Origin of the sequence: Bradyrhizobium sp. ISRA430, assembly GCF_029909975.1 — a bacterium.
Classification (GTDB): Bacteria; Pseudomonadota; Alphaproteobacteria; order Rhizobiales; family Xanthobacteraceae; genus Bradyrhizobium.
Map to the genome: position 1 here is coordinate 2,431,100 of NZ_CP094516.1, position 23,875 is coordinate 2,454,974.

Sequence of the window (23,875 nt, forward strand, 5' to 3'; positions counted from 1 at the left end):
AGAAAACCAACGGCTGGCTCATTTGTTCATGATATGTTCTAATATAAAGCTAACGGCGCCCCTGGAGTCAATCGAATTGGCGCGCCAGCAAATTCATGAGCGGAATCAAGAGGATTCAAGTGCCATGTACCTCATCACCCTCGACAGCGAGACCGATTTCGACGGCTGGCGCAAAACCGCTCGCGCGCTCGCACTGCATCATGTCGCGCCGGCTGAGGTGACGTGGAGCGTACAGGGCCGCACGAAAGACGAGATGCCACCCGGCCTGTGCGAAGCGCCAGGCCTTCCACCGATCGAAACCGACAGCACCTTCAGCGTGCCGGCCAATTTCATCGAGCTCGCACGCGTCGCGATCCTGCATCACAACAGTGAGCGCTTTGCGCTGCTCTATCGCCTGCTGTGGCGATTGCGGAGCGATCACGACCTGCTCGAGACCAGGACAGATCCCGATGTCGCGATAGCAACAGCGATGGCTGGCAGCGTGCATCGCGACGTACAGCGGATGCGCGACGTCGTCCGGTTCCGCGAGATCGGACGCGAGCACAAGACGCACTTCGCCGCTTGGTTCGTGCCGGAGCATCACATCGTCGAATTCGCAGCCCCCTTCTTTGCGCGCCGCTATGCCGACATGCCCTGGTCGATCCTCACGCCCGACATTTGCGCCCACTGGGACGGCCACGCGATCTCGTTCACGCCAGGGATCAGCCAGACGGAGATGCCCGCCCCAAACCGGCTGGAGGAAACCTGGCGCCGTCACTTCCGATCGGACCAACCGATCGCACCGGAGGCGCCGAAGAAGCGCCGCAGGAACTTGTCGGAAGCTTCGATACTTGAACCTCTGCTCTCTGATGCCGAACGCTGGACCGGCGGAAGGATCACCCCGCCCTCGGAGCCATCCATGAAACGCAAATCCGCCGCTGACGATCTCGAAACGCTGCGCGACGAAGCCGCCCATTGCCGCGCCTGCCATCTCTACAAGGATGCGACGCAGACTGTATTCGGCGAAGGTCCAAAGAGTGCCACCATCATGCTGGTCGGCGAGCAGCCCGGCGACAAGGAAGACCTCGCCGGCCATCCCTTCGTCGGACCTGCCGGCCAGATACTCGACCGCGCGCTGGAAGAGGCCGGCGTCGACCGCAAGAAGGTCTATGTCACCAACGCGGTCAAACATTTCAAATTCGTGCCCCGCGGAAAAATCCGCCTGCACCAGAAGCCGAACACGCCGGAGATCCGCGCCTGCCGGCAATGGTACGAGCGGGAACTGGCAGCCCTTCAGCCCAGTCTCGTCGTCGCGATGGGAGCGACCGCCGCACAGAGCGTGTTCGGCAAGATCACCCCGATCGGCAAAAACCGCGGTCGGCTGATCGAGCTGCCTGATGGGCGCAAGGCGCTGGTGACGGTGCATCCGTCCTATCTGCTACGGCTGCCTGACCCCGAAGCCAAGGAACAGGAGTATCGCCGCTTCGTCGGCGATCTCAGGCTCGCGGCCGGCTTCCGGGAAAAATCAGCAAGGGCAGCGTGACGTAGCGCACGCCGCATCGCAACAGATTCGGTAGTGAAGCACCGTCATTTCAACTGCCTGTCACATGCCGCGCGCAAAATCGCGGCCTTGTGACAGGAGAATTTGAAATGAGTGACGTTGCTTTGCCCGGCTCCATCGAGCCAGCCTTGCGGAGGGGACCCGACCTTGACCGCGGATTCCATCCCCTCACCGGCGTGATCTACATGGGGGTGATCGCCGCTGCACTGCTCTTCGTCGCCTACAGCATTTGGGTCGACGTTGATGCGACCGGCACGCAGGTCAAGACCATCGCGCCCTTCCTCCTGCTCTTCGTCGCGCTTCTGATCGCGCTCGGCTTTGAGTTCGTCAACGGCTTCCACGACACCGCCAACGCGGTCGCGACCGTGATCTACACGCGCTCGCTGCCCGCCCACGTCGCCGTCGTGTGGTCCGGCATGTTCAACCTGTTCGGCGTGCTGCTCTCGTCCGGCGCGGTCGCATTCGGCATCGTGTCGCTGCTGCCGGTCGAGCTGATCCTCCAGGTCGGCTCCAGCGCCGGCTTCGCCATGGTGTTCGCGCTTCTGATCGCGGCCATCATCTGGAACGCCGGGACCTGGTATTTCGGCCTGCCGGCCTCGAGCTCGCACACACTGATCGGCTCGATCATGGGCGTGGGCATCATGAACGCGGTCCTGCATGGCCGCAGTGGCACCTCGGGCGTCGACTGGACGCAGGCTACCAACATCGGCAAGGCACTGCTGCTGTCGCCGCTGTTCGGCTTCGCGCTCGCCGCCGGCCTTCTCCTGATCCTCCGTACCGTGCTGCTGCGCGCCACGCCCGCTTTGTTCGGCGAGCCGAAGGGCGACCAGCCGCCGCCGTGGTGGATCCGTGGCATCTTGATCCTCACCTGCACGCTGGTGAGCTTCTTCCATGGCTCCAACGACGGCCAGAAGGGCATGGGCTTGATCATGCTGATCCTGATCGGCACCGTGCCGACCGCCTACGCGCTCAACCGCGCGCTGCCGGCGAACCAGATCGAGCAGTTCAGCAAGAACTCGGAAGCAGCGAGCAAGGTGATCGAATCCAAGGCTGCCGGCTACAACGTGATCGGCAACCCGCGGCCCGCGGTGACCAACTACGTGGCCGCGCACGAGATCAACGGCGGCACGTTCCCCTCGCTCGCCGTGCTGGTTCGCGATATCGCAAAGCAGGTCACCACCTACGGCTCGCTCGCCAAAGTGCCGGCGGAAGCCGTCGGCAACACCCGCAACGACATGTACCTCGCCTCGGAAGCGCTGCGCTTCCTGATGAAGGACAAGGAAGCCGAGCTTAGCGCCGACGATGTCGCTGTGCTTAATGCCTACAAGGGCTCGCTCGACAGCGCCACGAAGTTCATCCCCGGCTGGGTGAAGATCGCGGTCGCCATCGCGCTCGGCCTCGGCACCATGGTCGGCTGGAAGCGCATCGTGGTCACAGTCGGCGAGAAGATCGGCAAGACACACCTTACCTATGCGCAAGGCGCCTGCGCCGAGATCACGGCGGCTGCCACCATCGCCGCTGCCGACGTTTACGGCCTGCCGGTCTCGACCACCCACGTGCTGTCGTCCGGCATCGCCGGCACCATGGCCGCCAACGGCTCGGGCCTGCAATGGGCCACGATCCGCAACATCGCCATGGCCTGGGTACTGACCCTGCCGGCCGCGATGATCATCTCGGGCGTGCTGTACTACGTCTTCTCGCGCATGTTCTGAGCGATCAGATAAACTCGAAAGCAAAAGGGCCCGTGTTGATGCACGGGCCCTTTTCCGATGCACTCGTCGTCAAAAGATCACGACGCCGGCAGCGACTCCTCGACCAGCTTGATCCAGTAGGACGTGCCGTAGACGATCGCCTCGTCGTTGAAATTGTAGGCGGGGTGATGCAGGCCCGCGCTGTCGCCATTGCCGCAGAAGATGAAGGCGCCGGGACGCGCTTCCAGCATATAGGCAAAATCCTCGCCGCCCATCAGCGGCGGCATCTCGAGAACGTTGGCTTCGCCCGCCACCTGCTTCGCGATACGCGTCGCCACCTCGGTCTGCGCGACGTGATTGTTCACCACGGGATAGTTGCGCTTGTAGTGCAGGTCGATCTTGGCGCCCGTGATCTGCGTCACGCCCGCCACCACTTCGTGCACGCGCTTCTCGACGAGCTTGCGCACCTCCGGGGTGAGCGTGCGGATGGTGCCCCGCAGCTCCGCGGTCTGCGGAATGACGTTGCGGGCGTTGCCGGCGTGGAATTCGCAGATCGAGATCACGGCCGATTCCAGGGGATCGACGCTGCGCGCGACGATCGACTGCAATGCCGTGATGAGTTGCGCGCCGACCAGAACGGAATCAACGCATTTGTGCGGGCGCGCGGCATGGCCGCCGAGGCCCTCGATCTTGATGTCGACCTCGTCGGTCGCCGCCATGATCGGGCCCGGCCGGATCGCGAACGAGCCGATCGGAATACCAGGGCCATTATGCATGCCGTAGACCTGGTCGATGCCGAACCGCTCCATCAGCCCGTCCTTGACCATGGCCGCACCGCCGGCGCCGCCCTCCTCGGCCGGCTGGAAGATCACCACCGCATCGCCGGCGAAGTTCCGGGTCTCGGCGAGGTAGCGCGCCGCACCGAGCAGCATCGCGGTGTGGCCGTCATGGCCGCAGGCATGCATCTTGCCGGGGTTCTTGGAGGCGTAAGGCAGGTCGGTCTGCTCCTCGACAGGCAGGGCGTCCATGTCGGCGCGCAGGCCGATCGCCTTGAGCCCCTCGCCGGCCGGCCTCTTGCCCTTGATCACACCGACCACGCCGGTCTGACCGAGGCCGGTCACGACCTCATCGCAGCCGAACTCGCGCAGCCGGTCCGCGACGAATGCGGCAGTGCGGTGGACGTCATACAGCAGTTCGGGGTGCTGGTGGATGTCCCGCCTCCAGGCCTGGATATCCGGCTGGAGGTCGGCGACACGGTTCACGATGGGCATGGAGGATCTCAAGCTCTTAATTGGGAATACAGGACTGTCTACCATGCAAGCGCCGCTCCACCCAACTGCCGCGGGCCGGGTGGCCCTGCCCGCCCGGCATGGCCGGGCTTGTCCCGGTCGGCTTCGTCCGATTATTAGGACGGAAGGCGCGTGGATGCCCGGGACAAGCCCCGGCATGACGCCTGTTTGGGTAGAAGCAGAATGCCAAGACGGCTCGAAGGTGAGTTTGACTACATTGTCGTCGGGGCCGGCACGGCGGGCTGCATCGTCGCCAACCGGCTCTCGGCCGCCCCCGGAAACCGCGTGCTGATCCTGGAGGCCGGCGGCGACGACAACTGGATCTGGTTCCACATCCCGGTCGGCTATCTCTTCGCAATCGGCAATCCGCGCTCGGACTGGATGTTCAAGACCGAGGCCGAGCCGGGCCTCAATGGCCGTTTGCTGGCCTATCCGCGCGGCAAGGTCATCGGCGGCTGCTCGGCAATCAACGCCATGATCTCGATGCGCGGTCAGGCTGCCGACTACGATCATTGGCGCCAGCACGGCATGACCGGCTGGGGCTACGACGACGTCTTGCCGCTGTTCAAGCGGCTGGAGGACCACTTTCTCGGCGCGAGCGAGCATCACGGTGTCGGCGGTGGCTGGCGCATCGAGGCGCCGCGGCTGTCATGGGTAGTCCTCGATGCCGTTGGCGACGCGGCCGAGGAGATGGGCATCAAGCGCATTCCGGATTTCAACACCGGCGACAACGAAGGCACGAGCTATTTCCACGTCAACCAGAAACGCGGCCGGCGCTGGTCGTCGGCCCGCGGCTTCCTCAAGCCCGCATTGAACCGTCCCAACCTGCGGCTCGAGAAGCATGTGCTGGTCGATCGCCTGATCATCGAGCAGGGCCGCGCGGTCGGTGTGCGCTTCATCCAGAACGGCGAGATCATCGAGGCGCGCGCCAAGCGCGAGGTGATCCTCTCCGCCGGTGCGATCGGCTCGGTCCAGGTGCTGCATCGCTCCGGCATCGGCCCTGCCGACTGGCTCTCGCCGCTCGGCATCGATGTGGTGATGGACCAGCCCGGTGTCGGCCGCAACTTGCAGGACCACCTCCAGCAGCGCGCGATCTACAAGGTCGAGGGCGTGCGCACCCTGAACGAGACCTATTACAATCTATTCCGCCGCGGGCTGATGGGGCTCGACTACGCCTTCCGCCGCCGCGGTCCACTGACCATGGCGCCATCGCAGCTTGGCATCTTCACCCGCTCCGATGCGACGCGCGCACGCGCCAACATCCAGTTCCACGTGCAGCCGCTGTCGCTCGACAAGTTCGGCGATCCCCTGCACCGCTTCCCCGCGATCACGGTCAGCGCCTGCAACCTGCAGCCGACCTCGCGCGGCACCGTGCGCCTGCGCTCGGCGACGCCAGACGAGAAGCCGATGATCGCACCGAATTATCTTTCGACCGACGACGACCGCCAGGTCGCCGCCGACGCGATTCGCACCACGCGCCGCCTGATGCAGCAGAAGGCGCTCGCCAAATATCGCCCGAGCGAGTACCTGCCCGGCCCCTCCGTCGGCGACGACGATGCCTCGCTCGCCAAGGCCGCCGGCGACATCGGCACCACCATCTTCCATCCCGTCGGTACCGCGAAGATGGGCACTGCCAACGATCCCATGGCCGTCGTCGACGAGCGCCTGCGCTTCCACGGTCTCGGCAATCTGCGCGTCGTCGATGCCTCGATCATGCCGACCATCACCTCGGGCAACACCAACACGCCGACCGCGATGATAGCCGAGAAGGGTGCGACGATGATTTTGGAGGACGCGAAGTAGAGACGTAGCCCGGATGGAGCGCAGCGCAATCCGGGGACCCGTCGCACGCTTAATTCCGGTTTCGCTGCGCTCCCTCCGGCTTCCTATGCAGATCTCAATACGACGGCCGGATCCAAACGCGCGGCCCGCTCAGCGGGCAGCAGACCGAAGACGGTCCCGACGAGGCTGGAGCAGGCGATCGCGATCAGTGCCATCGCATCGTTGAACTCGACGGGCCACCCGAGCGCAGAGGGGACGACGCGCGCGCTTGCGTAGCCAACGATGAGTCCCAACAAACCGCCGATCGTGCACAGGAGCACCGCTTCCAACAGGAACTGTCGACGGATGTCCTGCGGTCGGGCACCAAATGCCAGTCGAATGCCTATTTCATTGATCCGTTCGGCCACGGATACCAGCATGATGTTCATCACTCCGATGCCGCCGACCAGCAGCGAGATTCCTGCAAGCGTGGACACCAGCAACGTGAACTGGCGATAGGCTCGGTCACGCGTCTGGGCGACCTGAATGAGATTCTGAATTCGGAAATCGTCGGCCTTGTGCCCCATGATCCTGTGACGCTGCCGCAGGACGCGGGCAATCGCACCTCCCATCGTTGTCATTGACTGGGCGGAATCGGTCTTCACCAGAATTGTATGCACGGCATCCGGATTGGCCTGACTCCGTCCGGTGGCGAAGATTCTTGCGGACGACAAAGGAATGAAGATGACGTCGTCCTGGTCGCGGCCGGTGAAGTCCTGCCCCTTCTCGGCAAGCACTCCGATCACGACATAAGACGTGCGGTCGATGCGGACGAAACGGCCGAGCGGGTCACTTCCGCGGAACAGTTCGCGGGCAATGGTATGTCCGATCACCGCGACCTTTGCGACTGATGCAACCTGATCCTGATTGAATAGTTGCCCCTCCCCTATCCGCCAGTCACGGGCATCAAAAAACTCCGGCGTCACGCCTGCAACGAGGGTCGACCAGTTCAAGTCTCTCGCGATGACCGTCTCTTGCCCGCCGACGAATGGCGCGGCAATGACGACGTCGGGCACCTCGCGAGCAACCGCGAGCGCATCGGTCGTCGTGAGTGACAGGACCGTGCCCGCCTGCAGTCGCACGCCTTGCGCGTTTTGCGCACCTGGCTGCACCAGCAATAGATTCGATCCAAGGGAATTGATCTGTCTCGAAATCTCGGCACGCGCCCCCTCCGCCACGGCGACCACGATCAGCACGGCGGCAATGCCGATGACAATGCCCGTTACGGCGAGAACAGAGCGCAACATGTGCGCGCGTATCGACTGAAACGCCAGATAGACGTAGCCGAGCGATCGCATCAGAACCCCGCGACGGTCAAAGTTGAGGAGGCGCCGGGGGATTTCGAGTCGTCGACAACCGCGCCGTCCCGGAGCCTGATCGTGCGCTGCGCGCGCCCTGCGACCTCGGCGTCGTGGGTTACAAGCATGACCGTGAGGCCGTCACGCCGGAGTTCGGCGAGTATCGAGAGGATGGTGTCGCGTGTGCTCGTATCGAGTGCCCCGGTCGGCTCGTCGGCCAAGAGGAGGTCGGGTTCGTTGACAATCGCACGCGCAACGGCGACACGCTGCTGCTCACCGCCCGAGAGCTGGCTAGGCAGGTGCTGCATCCTGCTGCCGAGACCGACCCGATCGAGCGCAGCGCGCGCCCTTGCGATCGGATTGCGCAACCCGTCACGCCGATAGAATAACGGCAACCCCACATTCTCAAGTGCGGTCAGGCGCGGCAACAGATTGAAGTTCTGAAACACAAAGCCGAAGCGCCGGTTTCGCAGCTCGCTCAAGCGGCTCCTTGACTGCACAAGTACATCGTGACCGTGAAGAAAGTAGCTTCCGGACGAGGGTCGATCGAGGCAGCCTATGATCGAAAGCAAGGTGGATTTTCCTGACCCCGACGGGCCCACGACGGCAACGAACTCGCCCGGATCGATTTGCATGGTTATGTCCGACAGCGCGTGAACGCTTTGGCTGCCGAGCCGGTGTTGCTTGCGGATATGCTCCAGGGCGACGAGCGATGTCATGGCTTGCTACGGTAACCAATGGCGACCCGCTGGCCTATTTGGACGTCCGGCGAGACGATCTGGGTCAGGGAGTCGCTGGTGGCGCCCAGTGAAACCGTGGCGTGGTCCAGATGGCCGGACTTGGTACGGACCCAGATCACCCCCTGTCCGGGAGCGCGGTCGGTTGTGCCCTCGCGCACCGGCCGAAAGCTGAGTGCGGCATTTGGAACAACCATCACATCGTGTTGCTCCTGAACCACGATGCGAACATCAGCCGTCATCCCGGGAAGCAGCAAATCTTCTGGATTGGGGGCTGAAATCATCACGGTGTAGGTCACCACGTTTTGCACCATCCGCGCTGCCTTTCGGATCTCGAGTACGCGGCCCTCGAATGTCCGGCCCGGATAGGAATCGACGCTGAACAGTGCGCGCTGGCCAGTTCGCACCGCGCCAATGTCGGCTTCGCTGACGGACGCATTGACACGCATGTCCGACAGATCCCGTGCAATGGTGAAGAGAGTCGGGGCCTGGAGGCTTGCAGCCACTGTCTGGCCAAGCTCGACGCTGCGCCGGATGACTATTCCATCGATCGGCGACTTGACGGTGCTTCGTTCGAGATCAAGTCGAGCCCGTTCGAGCGAGGCACGCGCAACCATCACACCGGCCGCGCGCACCTGCTCGCGCGCCTGCGCCGCGGATAATTCCGCGGCGAGAGAGCGAGCCGTCGTCTGCGCTCGCTCGGCGTCGCGTTGGGAAACGCTGCCGTTCTTGCTGAGTGAGCTCTTGACCTGAAGATCGCGCAAGGCGTCATCGTAGTGCGCCTGCGCACCATCGACGGCCGCCTTGGCCTCCTCATGTTGCGCGAGCGCGACGGTGAGCGCGGCTTCTGCTTCCTTGACCGAGACTTCGAAAGTGGCGCTGTCGAGTGCAGCAAGGGGCTCGCCGGCCCGAACGATGGAATTGTGGTCTGCCATCAGCTTGCCGACCTGCCCCGAAAGCTGCGAGCTGACCTCGACGGTATCAACGGCTTCGAGCGTTCCGGCAGCGGTGACGTTCTGAATGATGTTGTCGCGGGCAATGCTGACATAGCGCAGATCATCATGGTCGCCGCCGGCAGCAGGGAGCGAGCTGTCCGGAGCCCACAACGGATAGGCAACTGCAACCACACAGCCTCCCAAGGCTGCGCGCATCAGAAGGCTTCGGGGCGACGTCAGTTGATTATCCGTGCGAATGATAATCTCCCTGCATTGGCTTTTGTGGCGCTCCGCGCTGAACGTTGTCGCCCTGGGAATTCCGCAGGCGGCGCGATCAGACCAGGTGAACTGAGAGTGAACGCGCCGCTTATGGCGCGATGCGAAGTGATCGCAGTCGGCTGGATTAGGGCACCGAAGGGCTGCCCGTGGGCACGGTCTTTGTCCCGGCCAGCGCCGGCGGAGGTGTCTTGAGCATCTTCACCCCGGTCGTCGTGTCCGTTGCCGGGACGGTATGGTCCTCGCCCTGAAACACGCTGCCTTGACCTGGGACTTCGTCGCCCGGCCGCCCCGGATTATTCATGCCGTTCAGGAATGGTTGACTCGTGGTGGTTGACAGTCCGCCCGCAGCCACGGCGGTGAATAGATGGTCTGCTGCATAGCTCGGGCAGGCTCCTGCAAGCAGTGATGCGCCTGCCGCAAGGATCGCAAGTTTCCTCATCGTTGACTCCTCTGTGATTTGCGGATGCCAAGACCACCAATCGCTAGCTACGCCTCGGCAACGCTTGAATGCAGTCGATCTCGGGCAGTTCCTAATTTTCCCGCAATGAAGCTCAATGTCTCCATGACGAATGGGTTGGTTTCTGACACACAGGTCAGAATCGCGGATCGTTGAAGGGACGACGGCATCAACCACAGGGATCGCGGAGCATTGCTCGGTGATGATTCTTTCCGGCCCCCGCTCGGTGTCACACCGCGTCCGGGCACGAAACATTCCTCACGAAATCGTCATCCCACCGGGGAATAAACCCGCTCCTCCCCCGATCACCTCCCCGAAGCCCAATTCAGGGCGAGAGGAGATGCGCGATGAGCGGACACGACCATGGGGAAGACGGCGTCAGCCGCCGCAAGGTGCTGGAATGCATGACCTGGGCCGGCACCGGAGTGCTCTGGACCATCACCGGCGGCGTGCCGCGCTCGCTCGGCATCATCGATTCCGCAGAGGCCGCGACCAACCCCGGCATGACCTTCTTGCAGATCAGCGACAGCCATATCGGCTTCGACAAGCCGGCCAATCCCAACGCGCTTGGTACGCTGGAGGAAGCCGTCAACAAGATCAACGCGATGCCGGACAAGCCGTCCTTCATGATCCACACCGGCGACATCACCCACTTGTCCAAGGCCGCCGAGTTCGACAATGCCGAGCGAATCATCTCGCAAACCAAGCTCGATGTGCACTACGTACCCGGCGAGCATGACTTCCTCGACGAGGAGGTGAAGTTCTATCGCGAACGCTACGGCCGCGGCACCAAGGGCCAAGGCTGGTACTCCTTCGATGCCGGCGGCGTGCACTTCATCGGCCTCGTCAACGTCGTCGACCTCAAGGCCGGCGGACTCGGCAATCTCGGCGCCGAGCAGCTCGCCTGGCTCCAGGACGATCTGCGCGGCAAATCGAAATCGACGCCGATCGTGCTGTTCGCCCATATCCCGCTCTGGACCGTCTATCCGGAATGGGGCTGGGGCACCGAGGATGGCGGCCGCGCGCTGGAATACGTCAAGGGCTTCGGCTCCGTCACCGTGCTCAATGGCCACATCCACCAGGTGATGCAGAAGGTCGAGGGCAACGTCACCTTCCACACCGCACGGTCGACCGCCTTCCCGCAACCGGCGCCGGGCGCCGCCTCCTCGCCCGGACCGATGAAGGTCGAGGACGCCAGGCTGCGTTCCATGCTCGGCGTCGCCAGCATCAACTTCAAGCAGGGCGATCAGCGCCTCGCCATCATCGACACTCCGCTGCAGAGCTGACGGAAACAAGGTCATGAAGACGCTTAACCGCCGCGACTTCGGTGTCGCCGTGGCCGCGGCCATCCTGCTGCCTGCCACAACCGCCCGTGCCGACGACATGGAGGTGCATATCGACAATTTCGTCTTTCAACCGGCCGAGCTGAAGATCAAAGTCGGCACGACAGTGACCTGGACCAACCGCGACGACATCCCCCACACCGTCGTATCGGCCGGAAAGTTCAGGTCCAAGACCTTGGACACCGACGACAAATTCTCGTTCACCTTCACGAATGCGGGCGACTACAAATATTTTTGTTCGTTGCACCCGCACATGACGGCGATGATCAAGGTTGAGTAACATCTCGAACCACGGCATCTCCGTCCTGCCCGGCCGGTGGTCCCACGCCGGCCGGGCTCACGCGTCTACCGTCAGGCCCAGGGAAGAAACGAAGCAAGAGACGAAGCGCGAACCGAAGCAACAAGCAAGACAAGAGGCAAAGCGAGAGGCGATGCCCGTTACCGACGATTTTCAGAAGGCGCAGCGCTTCCGCGAGGCGGCGCTGCCCTATCTCGACGACGTCTACACCCTCGCGCGCTATCTGCTGCGCGATGCCTCCGACGCCGAGGATGCGGTGCAGGAGTGCTATCTGCGTGCGCTGAAGCACTTTGACAGCTATCGCGGACCGGCGATGAAGCCCTGGCTGTTCGCCATCCTGCGCAACGTCTGCAACGCCGAATATGCACGGCGCGCGCATTCGCATGCCGCGATCGAGGATACGCCCGGGGCCGCCGAGCAAACGCCGATGTGGCAAGAAACCGAAACGAGCCCGGAGACCGAAGTGCTGCGCAGCCGCGATGCCGGCGCCATCCGCAGGCTGATCGATGCGCTCGCCGAACCGTTCAAGGAAACATTCGTGCTGCGGGAGATCAACAACCTGTCCTATCGCGAAATCGCCGAGGCCGTCGGTGCGCCCGTCGGCACCGTCATGTCCCGCCTCGCGCGAGCCCGCGCCATGCTGCGCGCAGCCTGGGTGGCGGAAGAGGAGCATTCGAGATGACCTGCGACGAAGCAAAAGTCCTGCTTCACGCGCTGCTCGACAACGAGCTCGATGCCGGCCATGTGCGCGAGATCGAGGCGCATATCGCAGGCTGCCCGGCTTGCGCCGCCGAACTGGCGGCACAACGCGAAATGAAGCGCGTGCTCGCCGACGCCAACCTGCGCTACACCGCGCCCGAGAGCTTGCGCGCGCGCATCGAGGCGTCGCTGCCGAAACCGCAACGCCAACCCAGCCGACGCTCTGTACTGCGCGGCTTCGCGATGGGCTCGGCGGTTTCCGCGCTCGCCGCCAGCGGGGTCGTTGCCGTGGTGCTGCGCCAGGACGATCAGCAGCGCATCCTCTCGGAAGTCGTTTCCGCGCATCTTCGCTCGCTTCAGGCCGGCCACCTCACCGACGTGATTTCGACCGACCAGCACACGGTCAAGCCGTGGTTCAACGGCAAGCTCGACGTCGCCCCGCCGGTGATCGATCTCACCGCGCAAGGTTTCACGCTCGTCGGCGGCCGGCTCGACTATATCGACGCCCGCGCGATCGGCGCGGTGGTCTACCGGCGCCGGCAGCACATCATCAACCTGTTCGTGTCGCAGACCTCCAACACCGAGTATCGCGCGCCGAAGACCGAGACCATGCAGGGCTTCAACTGCCGCCGCTGGGGCAATCGCGGCCTGAACTTCTGGGCCGTCAGCGACATCGGCGCCGACGAGCTCGCCGAATTCGTCGACAAGTTCGAGGCGGCAATGAAGGCGAATGTGGAAGGATAATTGTGCGGCGCCTGCGCACGCCGTTATTCGAGCGGAGGAAACCGTTCGAAGATCGGCAGTTCGTGAGCCCGCTCCATCCAGCGAATCCGCTCGGCGACCTGGATGTGCATCATGGCTGGAACGGCATCGGGGTCATCATAGGTGCCGCTCTGTATGTCGATGACGCCGGGCATCATGTTTTCGTTGATGTAGAAGAGTCCCGTACCGCAATCGGCGCAGAAGTGCCGTCGTCCATGCTCGGATGATTGATAGATCTTCGGCTGGCCGCGCACCACTTTGACCGCCTCGAGCGGATACATCGCCCAACCGACCATCGGCGCCCCGGAATGGCGACGGCAGTCCGCGCAATGGCAGAGCGCGTGCACCATCATGTCGCCGTTCACCTCATAGCGGATCGCACCGCAATGACAGCCGCCAGTCACTCGCATCGCCCACTCCTCTCCCGGTCAGGTCAACGCAGGGAAAGTAAGTGCTGCTTTGAAGGTTCCGTCGGCTGAGTGCTTCAGCAGGTCGCACGTTGCGACACTAGGCGGCGACCGGGCCTAGATCCTACGCCGAGCGCCGTACCGCGTTGTCCACCAGCGTCTTGCCGAGCGACCAGATCGCGCCGGGGACCTTGTGGCTGCCGGCGATGACGTCGTCGAAGGCGCGCTCGATCCAGTTACAGTCTTCTTCGGTGATGGTAAGCGGCGGCAGCAGCTTGATGGTGTGGCTGCCGTGGCCGGCGACCTGGGTCAGAATCTTGTGATCCTTGAACAGCGGCACGGTGATGAGCTGGCAGAACAGGCCTTTGTTGGCGGTCTCCAGCACGTTCCAGGACGCCCGCAGGCGCAGCGACTTCGGCGGGCCGAACTCGATGCCGATCATCAGCCCCTTGCCGCGCACCTCTTTCATCAGCTCGTAGCCGGGCACCATGCGCGTCAGCGCCAGCCGCAGCTCGGCGCCGCGCTTGGCGGCCGCCTCGATCAGCTTCTCCGATTCCATCACGTCAAGCGTGGCGATGCCGGCGGCCATGGCGAGGTCATTCTTGGAGAAGGTCGAGCCGTGCACGACCGCACGGTCCATCTGGTTGAAGATCTTGTCGAAGATGTTCTTGCGCGTCAGCACGGCGCCGACCGGCACGTGGCCGCCCGACAGCGATTTCGACAGGAGCACCATATCGGGCTCGACGTCCCAGTGCTCGACCGCGAGGAAGCGGCCGGTGCGGCCCATGCCGGTCTGGATCTCGTCGGCGACGAACAACGTGCCATACTTCTTGCAGAGCGCGGCGGCGCCCGGCAGGAACTCGTCCGCGGGCATGTTCACGCCCTTGCCCTGAATCGGTTCGACGATGAAGGCCGCGACCTCGCGGGACGACAGTGCCTTCTCGAGTGCGGCAAGATCATTGAACGGAACAGGGGTGCAGCCCGGCAGCAGCGGCTCGAAACCGCTGCGGAAGTTCGGATCGCCAGTCAGCGACAGCGCGCCATAGGTCAGGCCGTGATAGCCGTGGGCGCAATAGACGATGCCTGGCCGCCCTGTAGCGCCGCGCGCGAACTTGATCGCCGCCTCGACGCATTCCGCGCCGGAATTGGCAAAGAACGCCTTGTCGAGATAGGGAACGTATTTCAAAAGCCGTTCGGCGAGCACGCCGGCGAGCGTGGAGACGTCGAATTGGACGAGGTTGGGCAGATCGGCATCGAGCACGCTCTTGAGCGCCTCGCGCATCACCGGATGATTGCGCCCGATCGCGAACACGCCAAATCCGGACAGAAGGTCGAGATAGCGAGCGCCATCGCGATCGTAGAGGTACTGTCCCTGCCCTTTCTGGAAGCCGACATCGTAACCGATGGTCTTGAGAACCCGAACGAACTGCTCGTTCAGATACCGATTATGCAGGGCGCTGCGCTGGGCCTGACGGTCCGCGAACAGCTTGGACATGTCTGGATTTGGACTGTGCATCCGCTACATACTTCGGTTGAGGGTCGCTTCGTCAACAGAAAACGGACCGCAGCAGATTACGGTCTGTGCGGCCTTTTGCCCTTTTTCGGACCATCTTCGCAAGCACAGCTTTAGACCATGTTGCACTGCCGAGGGAATATCATGCGTTTGGCCATTTACACCGGAATATTACTGGCTGGCGGTTTCACCTGTTTGACCACGGCGCGCGCGGCCGATCCCACTGGCGACTGGCGGGTCGCCGACGGCGTCGCCAACATCCGCGTCGCGCAATGCAATGGCAGCATGTGGGGCGCAGTTTCCTGGGAAAAGCAGCCCGGCGGCCGCGACGAAAACAACCCGGATGTCTCAAAAAAGAACAGGCCGACGCTGGGCATGCCGACCCTGATCGACATGAAGAAAAAGTCCGGCGCCGAGCAGTGGGAAGGTCAGGTCTATAACGCCAAGGACGGCCAGCTCTACAGCGCGACCATCACCCCCGTCGGCACCGACCAGCTCGAGATCAAAGGCTGCGTGCTGGGCTTCCTGTGCGGCGGCGAGACCTGGACCCGGGTCAGCCCGCCGATTCCCGCCAGCCCCGCCATGATCAAGGGTGCGCCGAAGTCGACCGGCGCTGCGCCAAAAGCCGGAGCCACGACAGGTGCGACCGCGCCTGCGCCCGGAACTGCAAAGAGCGCTGGCGCGTCCAAGCCCGGTCAGAAGAGTGCCGCCGACCCTGTCGGCGACATCTGCCTACTCCCTGAGATTGCGGGGTTTACCCATTAGGGCTGGCTGGAACAGCAGCACGGCGGCAAGCGTCGTCACCAGCGACAGCGCCAGCAGCTTTCCCATGCTGGATGTGCCGGGATGGCTCGACAGCCACAGGCTGCCGAACGCGGTCGCTGTCGTCAGCGCGCTGAAGAAGATCGCGCGTGTCAGACTGGTCTGCAGCAGATTCGTTCTGCCGGAGCGCCAGGCGACGACATAGTAGATCTTGAAGGCGACGCCGACGCCGAGCAGCAGCGGGAACGCGACGATATTGGCGAAGTTGAGCGGCAGGCCGATCAGCACGCAGATCTCGAGCGTCACGGCACCGGCGACCAGCAGCGGCACCAGCGTCATCAACACGTCGACGAACCGGCGCAGCGTGATCCACAGCAACAGGCCGATCACTAGCAGCGCGTAAATGCCGGCGTGGATGAACGCCTTCACCACGGTATCGCCGGATTTGAGGATGGAGACCGGTCCGCCGATCGCGGTCGGCTCGGCCGCGAGCACGGCGGCCGCGAATTTGCGCAGGGTGTCGTTGTCGTTGGGGTCGCCCTTGGGCAGCGCCTCGACACGGATGATCCCGTCCTTGCTCTTCCAGGCGTTGACGAGATCGGCAGGCAGCGACTTCAGGGTGACGGGTTCGGCCTGCAGCGCGTTCCTGAGCTGATTGAACACGATCTTCATCGGCGTGACGAAGACGTCCTGCGCCTTGTTGCGCGTGGCTTCATCCGCATTGGCGAGCTTCTCGAGCGCGTCCGCGAGCCGGCGTGAGGCGACCGCACCCGGGCCCTTCGCATCGCCTGCCGTCCTGCGCAAATTGTCGACCGAGGATTTCAGCGACTCGACGTTCTCCTGGTCCGACGGCGCCGCATCGATCTGGTCCGGATTGAGCGCGGGGTTCAGCACCTTGGCGCCCTGCGCGATCAGCTTCAGCTTCGGTTGCTGGTCCTGCGGCACGAAGCTGTCGAGCGACATCACCCGCAGCACTTCGGGCACCTTCTCCAGCCTGGCCTCGACCTGCCTCGCCTGCTCCTCGGACGTGGTCATCACGTTGATGGCGTTGGCGCCGGTGTTCGGATCCTTGCGCAGGTCGAGGAAGGTCGCGATCGATTCGGCGTTCGGGTTGCGCAGGTTCATCGGGTTGAAGTCGAACTTCATGAAGTAGAGCAGCGGCAGACCGCCGAGCGCGAGCAGCAGCGTGCCGCCCACGATCACCACGCGGTGCTTCTCCAGGAAGTGATCGAGCGGCGCCAGGAAGGCATAGCCGACCGGCTCCTTCTCGCCGGGCGGGTTCAGAAGCTTCAGAAGCGCGGGCAGCACCGTGATGCTGGAAAGGAACGCCACCAGCATGCCGACGCCGGCGATCTGGCCGAGCTCGGAGATGCCCTTATAGTCGGTCGGCATGAAGCAGAGGAAGCCGGCGGCGGTCGCCATCGCCGCGAGCGACAGCGGCACCGCGGAGCGCTTTGCGGCCAGCACCAGCGCGCCCGAGAGATCGCCGTGCTTGAAGCGCTCCGAGCGGTAACGGACGCTGTACTGGATACCGAAATCGACGCCGAGACCCACGAACAGCACGGCGAACGCGATCGACAGCAGATTGAGCGAACCGACCATCATCAGGCCGGCGGCGGTGGTCACCGCGAGGCCAATGAACAGGTTGACGAACACCGCGAAGATGATCTTCGCCGAATGCAGCGCAAGCCAGAGAATGAACAGCACGACCACAACGGTGCCGATACCGTTCACGACGGCGCCTTCCTGGACGGTGGCGTATTCCTCGTTGGCGATCGGGACCGGACCTGTCAGCCGAACCTGCGCCTGGTACTTGGCCGGAAAATCGAGGTCCGCCGCCGCTTTCCGGATCGCGTCGGTCGCGCCCTTGCCCGGCTCCAGCGCGTTGTAGTCGAGGATCGGCTTGAACTCGATGAAGGCGCGCTTATCCGAATCCGACAGCGGCTCGTCGCTGACGAGCTCACGCCAGGAGAAGGTCGCATTGCCCTTGTTGAGCACGGTCTCGACGGTCTGCGCGATCATATTGAACGGCCGCTCAGTGCTGTCGAGCTTCACCTGCCCCCGCTTGACGCCGGCAAGCCCGGTCTCGAGCGCGCCGGTCAGGCCGCGAATCGAGGGATCGCCCGCCATGATCTCGATCAGCGGGGCCGCGGATTCGAACTGGCCGGTGGCCTTGGCGACCTCTTCGGTCGGAAGGAACAGAAAGCCGTTTCTCTCGAAGAACTCGCCGGAGCCGAGCTGCTGCATCGACTGGAAGTTGGTCTTGTCGTCCTTGAGCTTGGTATAGAGCGCGTCCGCCGCGGCAGTCGCCATCTCCGGCGTCTTCGCCTCCACGACCGCCAAAATCGTCGCGTCGCGGTCGAAGGCGCGGTCGAACTGCTGGTCGCGCTGCCGCCAATCGAGATTTTGCGAGATAAGGGAATTGATGTCGGTGTTGATGGCGAAATGACGCGCAGCGTAATAGCCCCCCGCGACCGCCAAAAGGAGCCCGAGGACGACAACGAGGGAAGCAAACCGGGTACAGGCCCTGACGACGGCGACGACTACGCTCTGCAGCACATCTATTCTTTCTGGTGTTAACCGGAAACGCCCGCTGTTTATCGGAGTTCCCTGGCGAAACCTATTGCTGTTTTGAGTGGTTCTCGTCGGAGGAAGGTTCGAAGCAAACGACGGGAGACCAATGGCAAAATCATGCGGGACGGTCGGTATAGCCGGCGAGTTGAGGCGGGAAAGTGACGATGGAGTGAGGACAAATGCCGCTCCCTTCGTCTTTGATCGTTCCTACCATAATACCGTCAAGGCTATCGGAGATGGAACTCGAGGCGCATTCCGCCTTTCCTCGGGGCCGATTTTTTGACACAAAGTGCTGCGCCTCCATGCACCTGGAACCCGGACGGGTGTGTCGTTACCGCGCATGCGCGAAACCAATGGTGCGGATATTGCAACTCATCATTGGTCGGGAACGGGGCGCTGCCGGCCACAATTGAGCGGATTGGTGCGATTTGCGTGATGGACGTCCAATGGAAGTTTTTCTAGCGCAGCCACGCGGCTTTTGCGCGGGCGTGGTGCGTGCGATCGAGATCGTGGAACGGGCCCTGGAGAAGTACGGCCCGCCCGTCTACGTGCGCCATGAGATCGTGCACAACAAACACGTCGTCGAAAGCCTGAAGAGCAAGGGCGCGATCTTCGTCGAGGAACTGTCCGAAGTTCCAGCCAAGGCGGTGACCGTGTTCAGCGCCCATGGCGTCGCCCGCAGCGTCGAGGAAGAGGCCGCCGCGCGCGACCTTCCGGTGCTGAACGCCACCTGTCCCCTGGTCACGAAAGTTCACAATCAGGGGAAGCGCTACATCACCAAGGGCCGCACCCTGATCCTGATCGGACATGCGGGTCATCCCGAAGTTGAGGGTACGATGGGCCAGGTTCCGGGCCCTGTGCTGCTCGTGCAAAGCGTTGAAGAGGTTAACGCCTTGACGCTGCCGGCAGATGCGCCAGTGGCCTACATCACCCAAACCACGCTCTCGGTCGATGATACCAAGGACATCATTGCGGCCCTCCAGGCCCGATTTACAGATATTCAAGGCCCGGATATCCGGGATATCTGCTATGCGACACAGAACCGCCAATCTGCGGTAAGGAACTTGAGCAAGCTGGTCGACGTGATTTTGGTGGTGGGCGCCGCCAACAGCTCGAACTCGAACCGGCTCCGCGAAATCGGCACTGAGGCCGGCGTCGCGAGTTATCTGATCGCCGATGGCCGCGAGCTCAATCCGCAATGGTTGAAAGGTGCAAGGACCGTCGGCATCACGGCTGGCGCTTCGGCGCCTGAGGTGCTCGTGGATGACGTGATCGAAGCGCTGCGGCGGATCGGACCGGTGACGGTCTCCGTGCTGCCCGGCCGCGAGGAAGACATCGAATTCCGGCTTCCGGCCGAACTGGCTGCAAGCTGACCTACCCGAATTCCAAGCCCAGAAAGAAACGTGTGATGGCAATACCCTTCTTCAAGGAAATGCGTATCGGCGGCTATTTGCTCAAGCAGAAACTGCTTGGCCGCAAGCGCTATCCGCTCGTGTTGATGCTGGAGCCGCTGTTTCGCTGCAACCTCGCCTGCGCCGGCTGCGGCAAGATCGATTACCCGGATGCGATCCTCAACCGCCGCATGTCCGCACAGGAGTGCTGGGACGCGGCTGACGAGTGCGGCGCGCCGATGGTCGCCATTCCCGGCGGCGAGCCGCTGATCCACAAGGAGATCGGCGAGATCGTGCGTGGCCTCGTCGCGCGCAAGAAGTTCGTCTCGCTCTGCACCAACGCGCTGCTGCTCGAGAAGAAGCTCGATCTGTTCGAACCCTCCCCTTACCTGTTCTTCTCGGTGCATCTCGACGGCCTGCGTGACCACCACGACAAGGCCGTTTCGCAGAAGGGCGTGTTCGATCGCGCCGTGTCCGCGATCAAGGCGGCGAAGGCGCGCGGCTTCACCGTCAACGTCAACGCCACGATCTTCGACGGCCATCCGGCCGAAGAGATCGCGAAGTACCTCGACTTCTGCGCCGAGCTCGGCGTCGGCGTGTCGATGTCGCCGGGCTATGCCTATGAGCGTGCGCCCGACCAGGAGCACTTCCTCAACCGCACCAAGACCAAGAAGCTGTTCCGCGACGTCTTCGCGCTAGGCAAGGGCAAGAAGTGGAACTTCATGCATTCCGGCCTCTTCCTGGATTTCCTCGCAGGCAACCAGGAATATGAGTGCACCCCGTGGGGCATGCCCGCGCGCAACATCTTTGGCTGGCAGAAGCCCTGCTACCTGCTGGGTGAAGGCTACGCCAAGACCTTCAAGGAGCTGATGGAGACCACCGACTGGGATTCCTACGGCACCGGCCGCTACGAAAAGTGCGCCGACTGCATGGCGCATTGCGGCTACGAGCCGACCGCGGCCACTGCGGCTCTCAACAACCCGCTGAAGGCGATGTGGGTGTCGCTGCGCGGCATCAAGACCTCGGGGCCGATGGCGCCGGAGATCGACATGTCCAAGCAGCGCCCGGCGCAGTACATCTTCTCCGAGCAGGTCCAGAAGAAGCTCTCGGAAATCCGCCGCGACGAGGCGCTCGCCGCCCAGCAGAAGGCCGCTCAGAAGGCATCGACCGCCGCGTAGGCGCGACCGTCGACCTGAAGCCCGGATGCAGCCAAGCGAAATCCGGGAGCAAGGTTACTGCAGTCGGCCCCGGATTGCGCTTCGCTCCATCCGGGCTACGCGCATCAAAAGAAAAAGGCCCGATCGCATCGCGATCGGGCCTTTTCGTTGGTCCGTTGGTCGCCGCTCAGACGGTCTCAGGAACCAGGCCCTCGCCCTCAAGCCCCTCGCTGCCGATCAGGAAGTCGCGGCAACCGCGCAAGGAGCGCAGCGCGCGGTTGAAATCGATGCCAGTCGAGACCAACGCATGCAGCGTTCCCGGATTGCGTACGATCCCGCGCAGCACGGCCGCCACGTCGATCTGGCCGTTCGGTTTGATTGCGGCGCGGGCGATCGCCGGCAGCGCGCGGTGGGCGGGGTCGCTGATGACCCGGACCGCGGCAAACGGAAGCCCGACCTGGGCGGCGTAGGCCGCCGCGATGTGGCTTTCCATGTCCACGGCCGCCGCTCCCGTCTCCAGGTGCAACGCCTCCTTACAGGACCGCCCCGTGACCACTTGCTCGGCGCCGGCGAGACTGCCGCGCACCACGCGGCGGCGGCCCGATGTCAGGCGGTCGATGAGGTCGTCGCTGAGCGACAGCCCGGCGGCCCAGCGGGTATCGCCGGAGAGCACTTCGGTCGCCACCACCACGTCTCCAGAGCGCAGCGTCGGGTCGAGCCCGCCGGCCACGCCGAAGGAAATCACGCCGCGAATCGATTCGGGATCCACCACCGTCAGAAGCGCCCGCAACTGAGTCGGGCTGCTGGAAGAGCAGATGACAGCCATTCCCGGCCCGGCGGCGATGCGGGCCTCCTGAACCAGTCCAGTCACGATCAATATCGGCCGCGGGTCTATAGCATTACCCGCGGTAATCTCGTCCCCCGTCCCCAAAGTCACATTCCGACCCCTACCACCCTGCTGTTGGTGTTCCGCAAGTTCCGGTACCGCGCCAGTGCCCACAGCGGAAAGAACTTCGGGTAACCATGGTACCGTAGATAGAATACGCGGGGGAAGCCTGTGGCGGTATACCGCTGCTCGTCCCACAGTCCTTTTTCGTTCTGTGTTGCAATCAGGTACCCTACCCCGCGGGCGACGGCCGGGTGATCGACCTCACCGGCCGCCATCAGGGCAAGCAAAGCCCATGCCGTTTGCGAGGCGGTCGAGGGCGCAGCCTCCCAGCCCTTGTAATCCAGCCGGTAGCTGACCGCGTCCTCACCCCAGCCGCCGTCCTCGTTCTGAATCGAGGCCAGCCAGTCGGCCGCTTTGCGAATCATCGGGTCCTTTTGGTCAACGCCGGCCATGTTCAGGGCGCACAGCACCGACCAGGTGCCATAGATGAAGTTCATGCCCCAGCGGCCATACCAGGACCCCTCGGGGTGCTGGGTGCGCCGGAGATAGGCGACCCCGTCGGCCACGTGCTTGCTCGTCTTTTCGGTCTGTCCGAGCTGAGCCAGCATCGAGATGCAGCGGGCGGTCACGTCCTCGGTCGGCGGATCGAGCAGCGCGCCGTGGTCGGAGAACGGGATATTGTTCAGATAGTACTCGAGGTTATTCACGTCGAAGGCAGCCCAGCCGCCGTCGTCGCTCTGCATGCCCTCGATCCACTCCCGGCCGCGGTCGATCGCCGCATCATAGCCTGCGATCCCGTGCTCGCGGCGCATGCGGTCCATCGACATCACCACGACGGCGGTGTCGTCGAGATCGGGATAGTGGGCGTTGTTGTACTGGAAGGCCCAGCCGCCCGGCCGGGTCTCGGGCCGCTTCACGGCCCAGTCGCCCTTCACGTCCAGGACCTGCTTGGGGATCAGCCAGTCGAGCCCCTGCTTCGCCGCGGGCACCGCTTGCGGGCCGCCGGCTTCCAGCAGGGCGTGGGCAGTCAGCGTGGTGTCCCACACCGGCGAGACGCAGGGCTGGCAATAGGCCTCGTCGTCCTTGATGACGAGCAGCTTGTCGAGACCGCGGCGCGTCGCGGCGCGCGGGGGATAGTTCTCGTCCTTGCCGAGCGCATCGTACATCATGACGATGTTCGCCATGGGCGGATAGATCGCACCCATGCCGTCCTCGCCGTTGAGCCGCTCCTCAGTGAAGGCGAGCGCGGCATCGATCGCACGCTTGCGCAGGCTCTTCGGAAACATCGGCTCGACCGCGCGCAAGATATGTTCAAGTGCACGGAACAGCAGGAACCAGGCCATGCTCTGATGCGGTGCCTTTGCGGTCATGCCGATCGAGCGCGGATCCTGAAGAAACAGCTCGTCGATGCCGACGCCCTTCGGATTCCGCGCGCGCGGCTTCAGCGCCGCAAGCACCAAGAGCGGCACCATGGTGGTGCGCGCCCAATAGGAAATCTTGTTGAGATGGAACGGCGACCAGAACGGCAGCAGCACGATCTCGACCGGCAGCACCGGCACCGCGCGCCAGGTCACGACGCCGAACATCGCGAGTGTGAAGCGGGTGAAGACGTTGCTATGAATCGCACCACCGCGCGAGCGGATCGCCTCGCGCGCACGCACCATGTGCGGCGCGTCGACGGAGTCGCCAATCATCTTGAGCGCGAAGTAGGCCTTCACGCTGGCGCTCATGTCGAACTCGCCGTCATGCACCAGCGGCCAGCCGCCATGGGCCCCCTGCACGCGGCGCAGATAATTGCCGATCTTGGCTTCGAGCACGGTGTCGATCGGCTCAGCCAAATGATGGCGCAGCAGGATGTACTCGGCCGGAATCGTGCAGTCCGCCTCGAGCTCGAACACCCAGTGGCCGTCGGACTGCTGGAAGCCGAGGACGCCTTGCGTGGCCGACGCAATGCTCGATTCCAGGACTTCGCGGTTGGTCGCGTTCACGGAATCCATCTCGCTCGATTTCTCCGATAGTTGTTGGGGTAAAAT

General features: G+C 63.6%; 20 protein-coding genes. 10 read left to right on the forward strand and 10 right to left on the reverse strand.

The genetic code is table 11. The features are described from left to right. Nucleotides 1-124 precede the first annotated feature (124 nt). Together MTX21_RS11955 and MTX21_RS11960 are read left to right on the forward strand one after the other, a co-directional pair. On the forward strand, nucleotides 125-1,522 hold the full coding sequence (locus MTX21_RS11955) for a UdgX family uracil-DNA binding protein (protein WP_280965006.1): 1,398 nt from the start codon (nucleotides 125-127) through the stop codon (nucleotides 1,520-1,522). A gap of 107 nt (nucleotides 1,523-1,629) precedes the next feature. Then, the gene (locus MTX21_RS11960; protein ID WP_280965007.1) at nucleotides 1,630-3,252 is read left to right on the forward strand and encodes an inorganic phosphate transporter; all 1,623 of its coding nucleotides are present in this window, start codon (nucleotides 1,630-1,632) and stop codon (nucleotides 3,250-3,252) included. 77 nt (nucleotides 3,253-3,329) lie between these two features. Here the strand turns inward: MTX21_RS11960 and MTX21_RS11965 are convergent, their stop codons facing one another. Next, nucleotides 3,330-4,502: a M20 aminoacylase family protein gene (locus tag MTX21_RS11965; RefSeq protein ID WP_280965008.1), complete on the reverse strand. Its 1,173-nt coding sequence runs from the start codon at nucleotides 4,500-4,502 to the stop codon at nucleotides 3,330-3,332. Nucleotides 4,503-4,703: 201 nt separating this feature from the next. On the opposite strand from MTX21_RS11965, the gene MTX21_RS11970 reads away from it, so the two are divergent. Continuing rightward, nucleotides 4,704-6,323 carry a GMC family oxidoreductase N-terminal domain-containing protein gene (locus tag MTX21_RS11970; RefSeq protein WP_280965009.1) on the forward strand — a complete coding sequence of 540 codons (1,620 nt, stop codon included), beginning with the start codon at nucleotides 4,704-4,706 and terminating at the stop codon, nucleotides 6,321-6,323. Between the two features lie 83 nt (nucleotides 6,324-6,406). Here MTX21_RS11970 and MTX21_RS11975 read toward each other — a convergent pair whose 3' ends face one another. The 4 genes from MTX21_RS11975 to MTX21_RS11990 form a co-directional block, all read right to left on the reverse strand. After that, entirely contained in the window at nucleotides 6,407-7,639 is a 1,233-nt protein-coding gene (locus tag MTX21_RS11975) for an ABC transporter permease (RefSeq protein ID WP_280965010.1), read from the reverse strand. Continuing rightward, the gene (locus tag MTX21_RS11980; protein ID WP_280965011.1) at nucleotides 7,639-8,358 is read right to left on the reverse strand and encodes an ABC transporter ATP-binding protein; all 720 of its coding nucleotides are present in this window, start codon (nucleotides 8,356-8,358) and stop codon (nucleotides 7,639-7,641) included. Before MTX21_RS11980 ends, MTX21_RS11975 begins: the two co-directional genes overlap by 1 nt. Further along, nucleotides 8,355-9,527, reverse strand: coding sequence for an efflux RND transporter periplasmic adaptor subunit (locus tag MTX21_RS11985; protein WP_280965012.1), 1,173 nt, complete (start codon nucleotides 9,525-9,527; stop codon nucleotides 8,355-8,357). Before MTX21_RS11985 ends, MTX21_RS11980 begins: the two co-directional genes overlap by 4 nt. A gap of 187 nt (nucleotides 9,528-9,714) precedes the next feature. Further along, nucleotides 9,715-10,029, reverse strand: coding sequence for a hypothetical protein (locus tag MTX21_RS11990; RefSeq protein WP_280965013.1), 315 nt, complete (start codon nucleotides 10,027-10,029; stop codon nucleotides 9,715-9,717). Nucleotides 10,030-10,394: 365 nt separating this feature from the next. Here MTX21_RS11990 and MTX21_RS11995 point away from each other — a divergent pair, with 365 nt between their 5' ends. The 4 genes from MTX21_RS11995 (at nucleotide 10,395) to MTX21_RS12010 (ending at nucleotide 13,131) form a co-directional block, all read left to right on the forward strand. Then, nucleotides 10,395-11,333: a metallophosphoesterase gene (locus MTX21_RS11995; protein ID WP_280965014.1), complete on the forward strand. Its 939-nt coding sequence runs from the start codon at nucleotides 10,395-10,397 to the stop codon at nucleotides 11,331-11,333. 13 nt (nucleotides 11,334-11,346) lie between these two features. Continuing rightward, entirely contained in the window at nucleotides 11,347-11,670 is a 324-nt protein-coding gene (locus tag MTX21_RS12000; protein ID WP_280965015.1) for a cupredoxin family copper-binding protein, read from the forward strand. 151 nt (nucleotides 11,671-11,821) lie between these two features. Beyond that, nucleotides 11,822-12,370, forward strand: coding sequence for a sigma-70 family RNA polymerase sigma factor (locus MTX21_RS12005; protein ID WP_280965016.1), 549 nt, complete (start codon nucleotides 11,822-11,824; stop codon nucleotides 12,368-12,370). After that, on the forward strand, nucleotides 12,367-13,131 hold the full coding sequence (locus tag MTX21_RS12010) for an anti-sigma factor (RefSeq protein ID WP_280965017.1): 765 nt from the start codon (nucleotides 12,367-12,369) through the stop codon (nucleotides 13,129-13,131). The genes MTX21_RS12005 and MTX21_RS12010 overlap by 4 nt, the downstream gene beginning before the upstream one ends. A gap of 23 nt (nucleotides 13,132-13,154) precedes the next feature. On the opposite strand, the gene MTX21_RS12015 is transcribed toward MTX21_RS12010, so the two are convergent. Both MTX21_RS12015 and hpnO read right to left on the reverse strand, forming a co-directional pair. Beyond that, the gene (locus MTX21_RS12015) at nucleotides 13,155-13,559 is read right to left on the reverse strand and encodes a GFA family protein (protein WP_280965018.1); all 405 of its coding nucleotides are present in this window, start codon (nucleotides 13,557-13,559) and stop codon (nucleotides 13,155-13,157) included. A gap of 121 nt (nucleotides 13,560-13,680) precedes the next feature. Continuing rightward, nucleotides 13,681-15,072, reverse strand: coding sequence for an aminobacteriohopanetriol synthase HpnO (gene hpnO, locus MTX21_RS12020; RefSeq protein ID WP_280965019.1), 1,392 nt, complete (start codon nucleotides 15,070-15,072; stop codon nucleotides 13,681-13,683). 141 nt (nucleotides 15,073-15,213) lie between these two features. Between hpnO and MTX21_RS12025 the strand changes: the two genes are divergently transcribed. After that, nucleotides 15,214-15,834 (forward strand): DUF2147 domain-containing protein, encoded by a 621-nt coding sequence (locus MTX21_RS12025; protein WP_280965020.1) that lies wholly within the window; start codon nucleotides 15,214-15,216, stop codon nucleotides 15,832-15,834. On the opposite strand, the gene MTX21_RS12030 is transcribed toward MTX21_RS12025, so the two are convergent. Continuing rightward, the gene (locus tag MTX21_RS12030) at nucleotides 15,802-18,390 is read right to left on the reverse strand and encodes an MMPL family transporter (protein WP_280965021.1); all 2,589 of its coding nucleotides are present in this window, start codon (nucleotides 18,388-18,390) and stop codon (nucleotides 15,802-15,804) included. The two genes, MTX21_RS12025 and MTX21_RS12030, sit on opposite strands and share 33 nt — an antisense overlap. A gap of 461 nt (nucleotides 18,391-18,851) precedes the next feature. Between MTX21_RS12030 and ispH the strand changes: the two genes are divergently transcribed. Both ispH and hpnH read left to right on the forward strand, forming a co-directional pair. After that, entirely contained in the window at nucleotides 18,852-19,778 is a 927-nt protein-coding gene (gene ispH / locus MTX21_RS12035; RefSeq protein ID WP_280971032.1) for a 4-hydroxy-3-methylbut-2-enyl diphosphate reductase, read from the forward strand. Nucleotides 19,779-19,813: 35 nt separating this feature from the next. Beyond that, nucleotides 19,814-20,974 carry an adenosyl-hopene transferase HpnH gene (gene hpnH / locus MTX21_RS12040; protein ID WP_280965022.1) on the forward strand — a complete coding sequence of 387 codons (1,161 nt, stop codon included), beginning with the start codon at nucleotides 19,814-19,816 and terminating at the stop codon, nucleotides 20,972-20,974. Nucleotides 20,975-21,140: 166 nt separating this feature from the next. Here the strand turns inward: hpnH and MTX21_RS12045 are convergent, their stop codons facing one another. Together MTX21_RS12045 and shc are read right to left on the reverse strand one after the other, a co-directional pair. Next, entirely contained in the window at nucleotides 21,141-21,953 is an 813-nt protein-coding gene (locus MTX21_RS12045; protein WP_341510105.1) for a phosphorylase, read from the reverse strand. Continuing rightward, complete coding sequence (gene shc / locus MTX21_RS12050; RefSeq protein ID WP_280965024.1) at nucleotides 21,887-23,839, reverse strand: squalene--hopene cyclase; 1,953 nt, start codon at nucleotides 23,837-23,839, stop codon at nucleotides 21,887-21,889. Before shc ends, MTX21_RS12045 begins: the two co-directional genes overlap by 67 nt. Nucleotides 23,840-23,875 lie beyond the last annotated feature (36 nt).

Bases quoted from the DNA above. Each gene is read 5' to 3' on its own strand.
- MTX21_RS11955 (WP_280965006.1), top strand. From the start codon at position 125: ATGTACCTCATCACCCTCGACAGCGAGACCGATTTCGACGGCTGGCGC.
- MTX21_RS11960 (WP_280965007.1), top strand. From the start codon at position 1,630: ATGAGTGACGTTGCTTTGCCCGGCTCCATCGAGCCAGCCTTGCGGAGG.
- MTX21_RS11965 (WP_280965008.1), bottom strand. From the start codon at position 4,502: ATGCCCATCGTGAACCGTGTCGCCGACCTCCAGCCGGATATCCAGGCC.
- MTX21_RS11970 (WP_280965009.1), top strand. From the start codon at position 4,704: ATGCCAAGACGGCTCGAAGGTGAGTTTGACTACATTGTCGTCGGGGCC.
- MTX21_RS11975 (WP_280965010.1), bottom strand. From the start codon at position 7,639: ATGCGATCGCTCGGCTACGTCTATCTGGCGTTTCAGTCGATACGCGCG.
- MTX21_RS11980 (WP_280965011.1), bottom strand. From the start codon at position 8,358: ATGACATCGCTCGTCGCCCTGGAGCATATCCGCAAGCAACACCGGCTC.
- MTX21_RS11985 (WP_280965012.1), bottom strand. From the start codon at position 9,527: ATGCGCGCAGCCTTGGGAGGCTGTGTGGTTGCAGTTGCCTATCCGTTG.
- MTX21_RS11990 (WP_280965013.1), bottom strand. From the start codon at position 10,029: ATGAGGAAACTTGCGATCCTTGCGGCAGGCGCATCACTGCTTGCAGGA.
- MTX21_RS11995 (WP_280965014.1), top strand. From the start codon at position 10,395: ATGAGCGGACACGACCATGGGGAAGACGGCGTCAGCCGCCGCAAGGTG.
- MTX21_RS12000 (WP_280965015.1), top strand. From the start codon at position 11,347: ATGAAGACGCTTAACCGCCGCGACTTCGGTGTCGCCGTGGCCGCGGCC.
- MTX21_RS12005 (WP_280965016.1), top strand. From the start codon at position 11,822: ATGCCCGTTACCGACGATTTTCAGAAGGCGCAGCGCTTCCGCGAGGCG.
- MTX21_RS12010 (WP_280965017.1), top strand. From the start codon at position 12,367: ATGACCTGCGACGAAGCAAAAGTCCTGCTTCACGCGCTGCTCGACAAC.
- MTX21_RS12015 (WP_280965018.1), bottom strand. From the start codon at position 13,559: ATGCGAGTGACTGGCGGCTGTCATTGCGGTGCGATCCGCTATGAGGTG.
- hpnO (WP_280965019.1), bottom strand. From the start codon at position 15,072: ATGCACAGTCCAAATCCAGACATGTCCAAGCTGTTCGCGGACCGTCAG.
- MTX21_RS12025 (WP_280965020.1), top strand. From the start codon at position 15,214: ATGCGTTTGGCCATTTACACCGGAATATTACTGGCTGGCGGTTTCACC.
- ispH (WP_280971032.1), top strand. From the start codon at position 18,852: ATGGAAGTTTTTCTAGCGCAGCCACGCGGCTTTTGCGCGGGCGTGGTG.
- hpnH (WP_280965022.1), top strand. From the start codon at position 19,814: ATGGCAATACCCTTCTTCAAGGAAATGCGTATCGGCGGCTATTTGCTC.
- shc (WP_280965024.1), bottom strand. From the start codon at position 23,839: ATGGATTCCGTGAACGCGACCAACCGCGAAGTCCTGGAATCGAGCATT.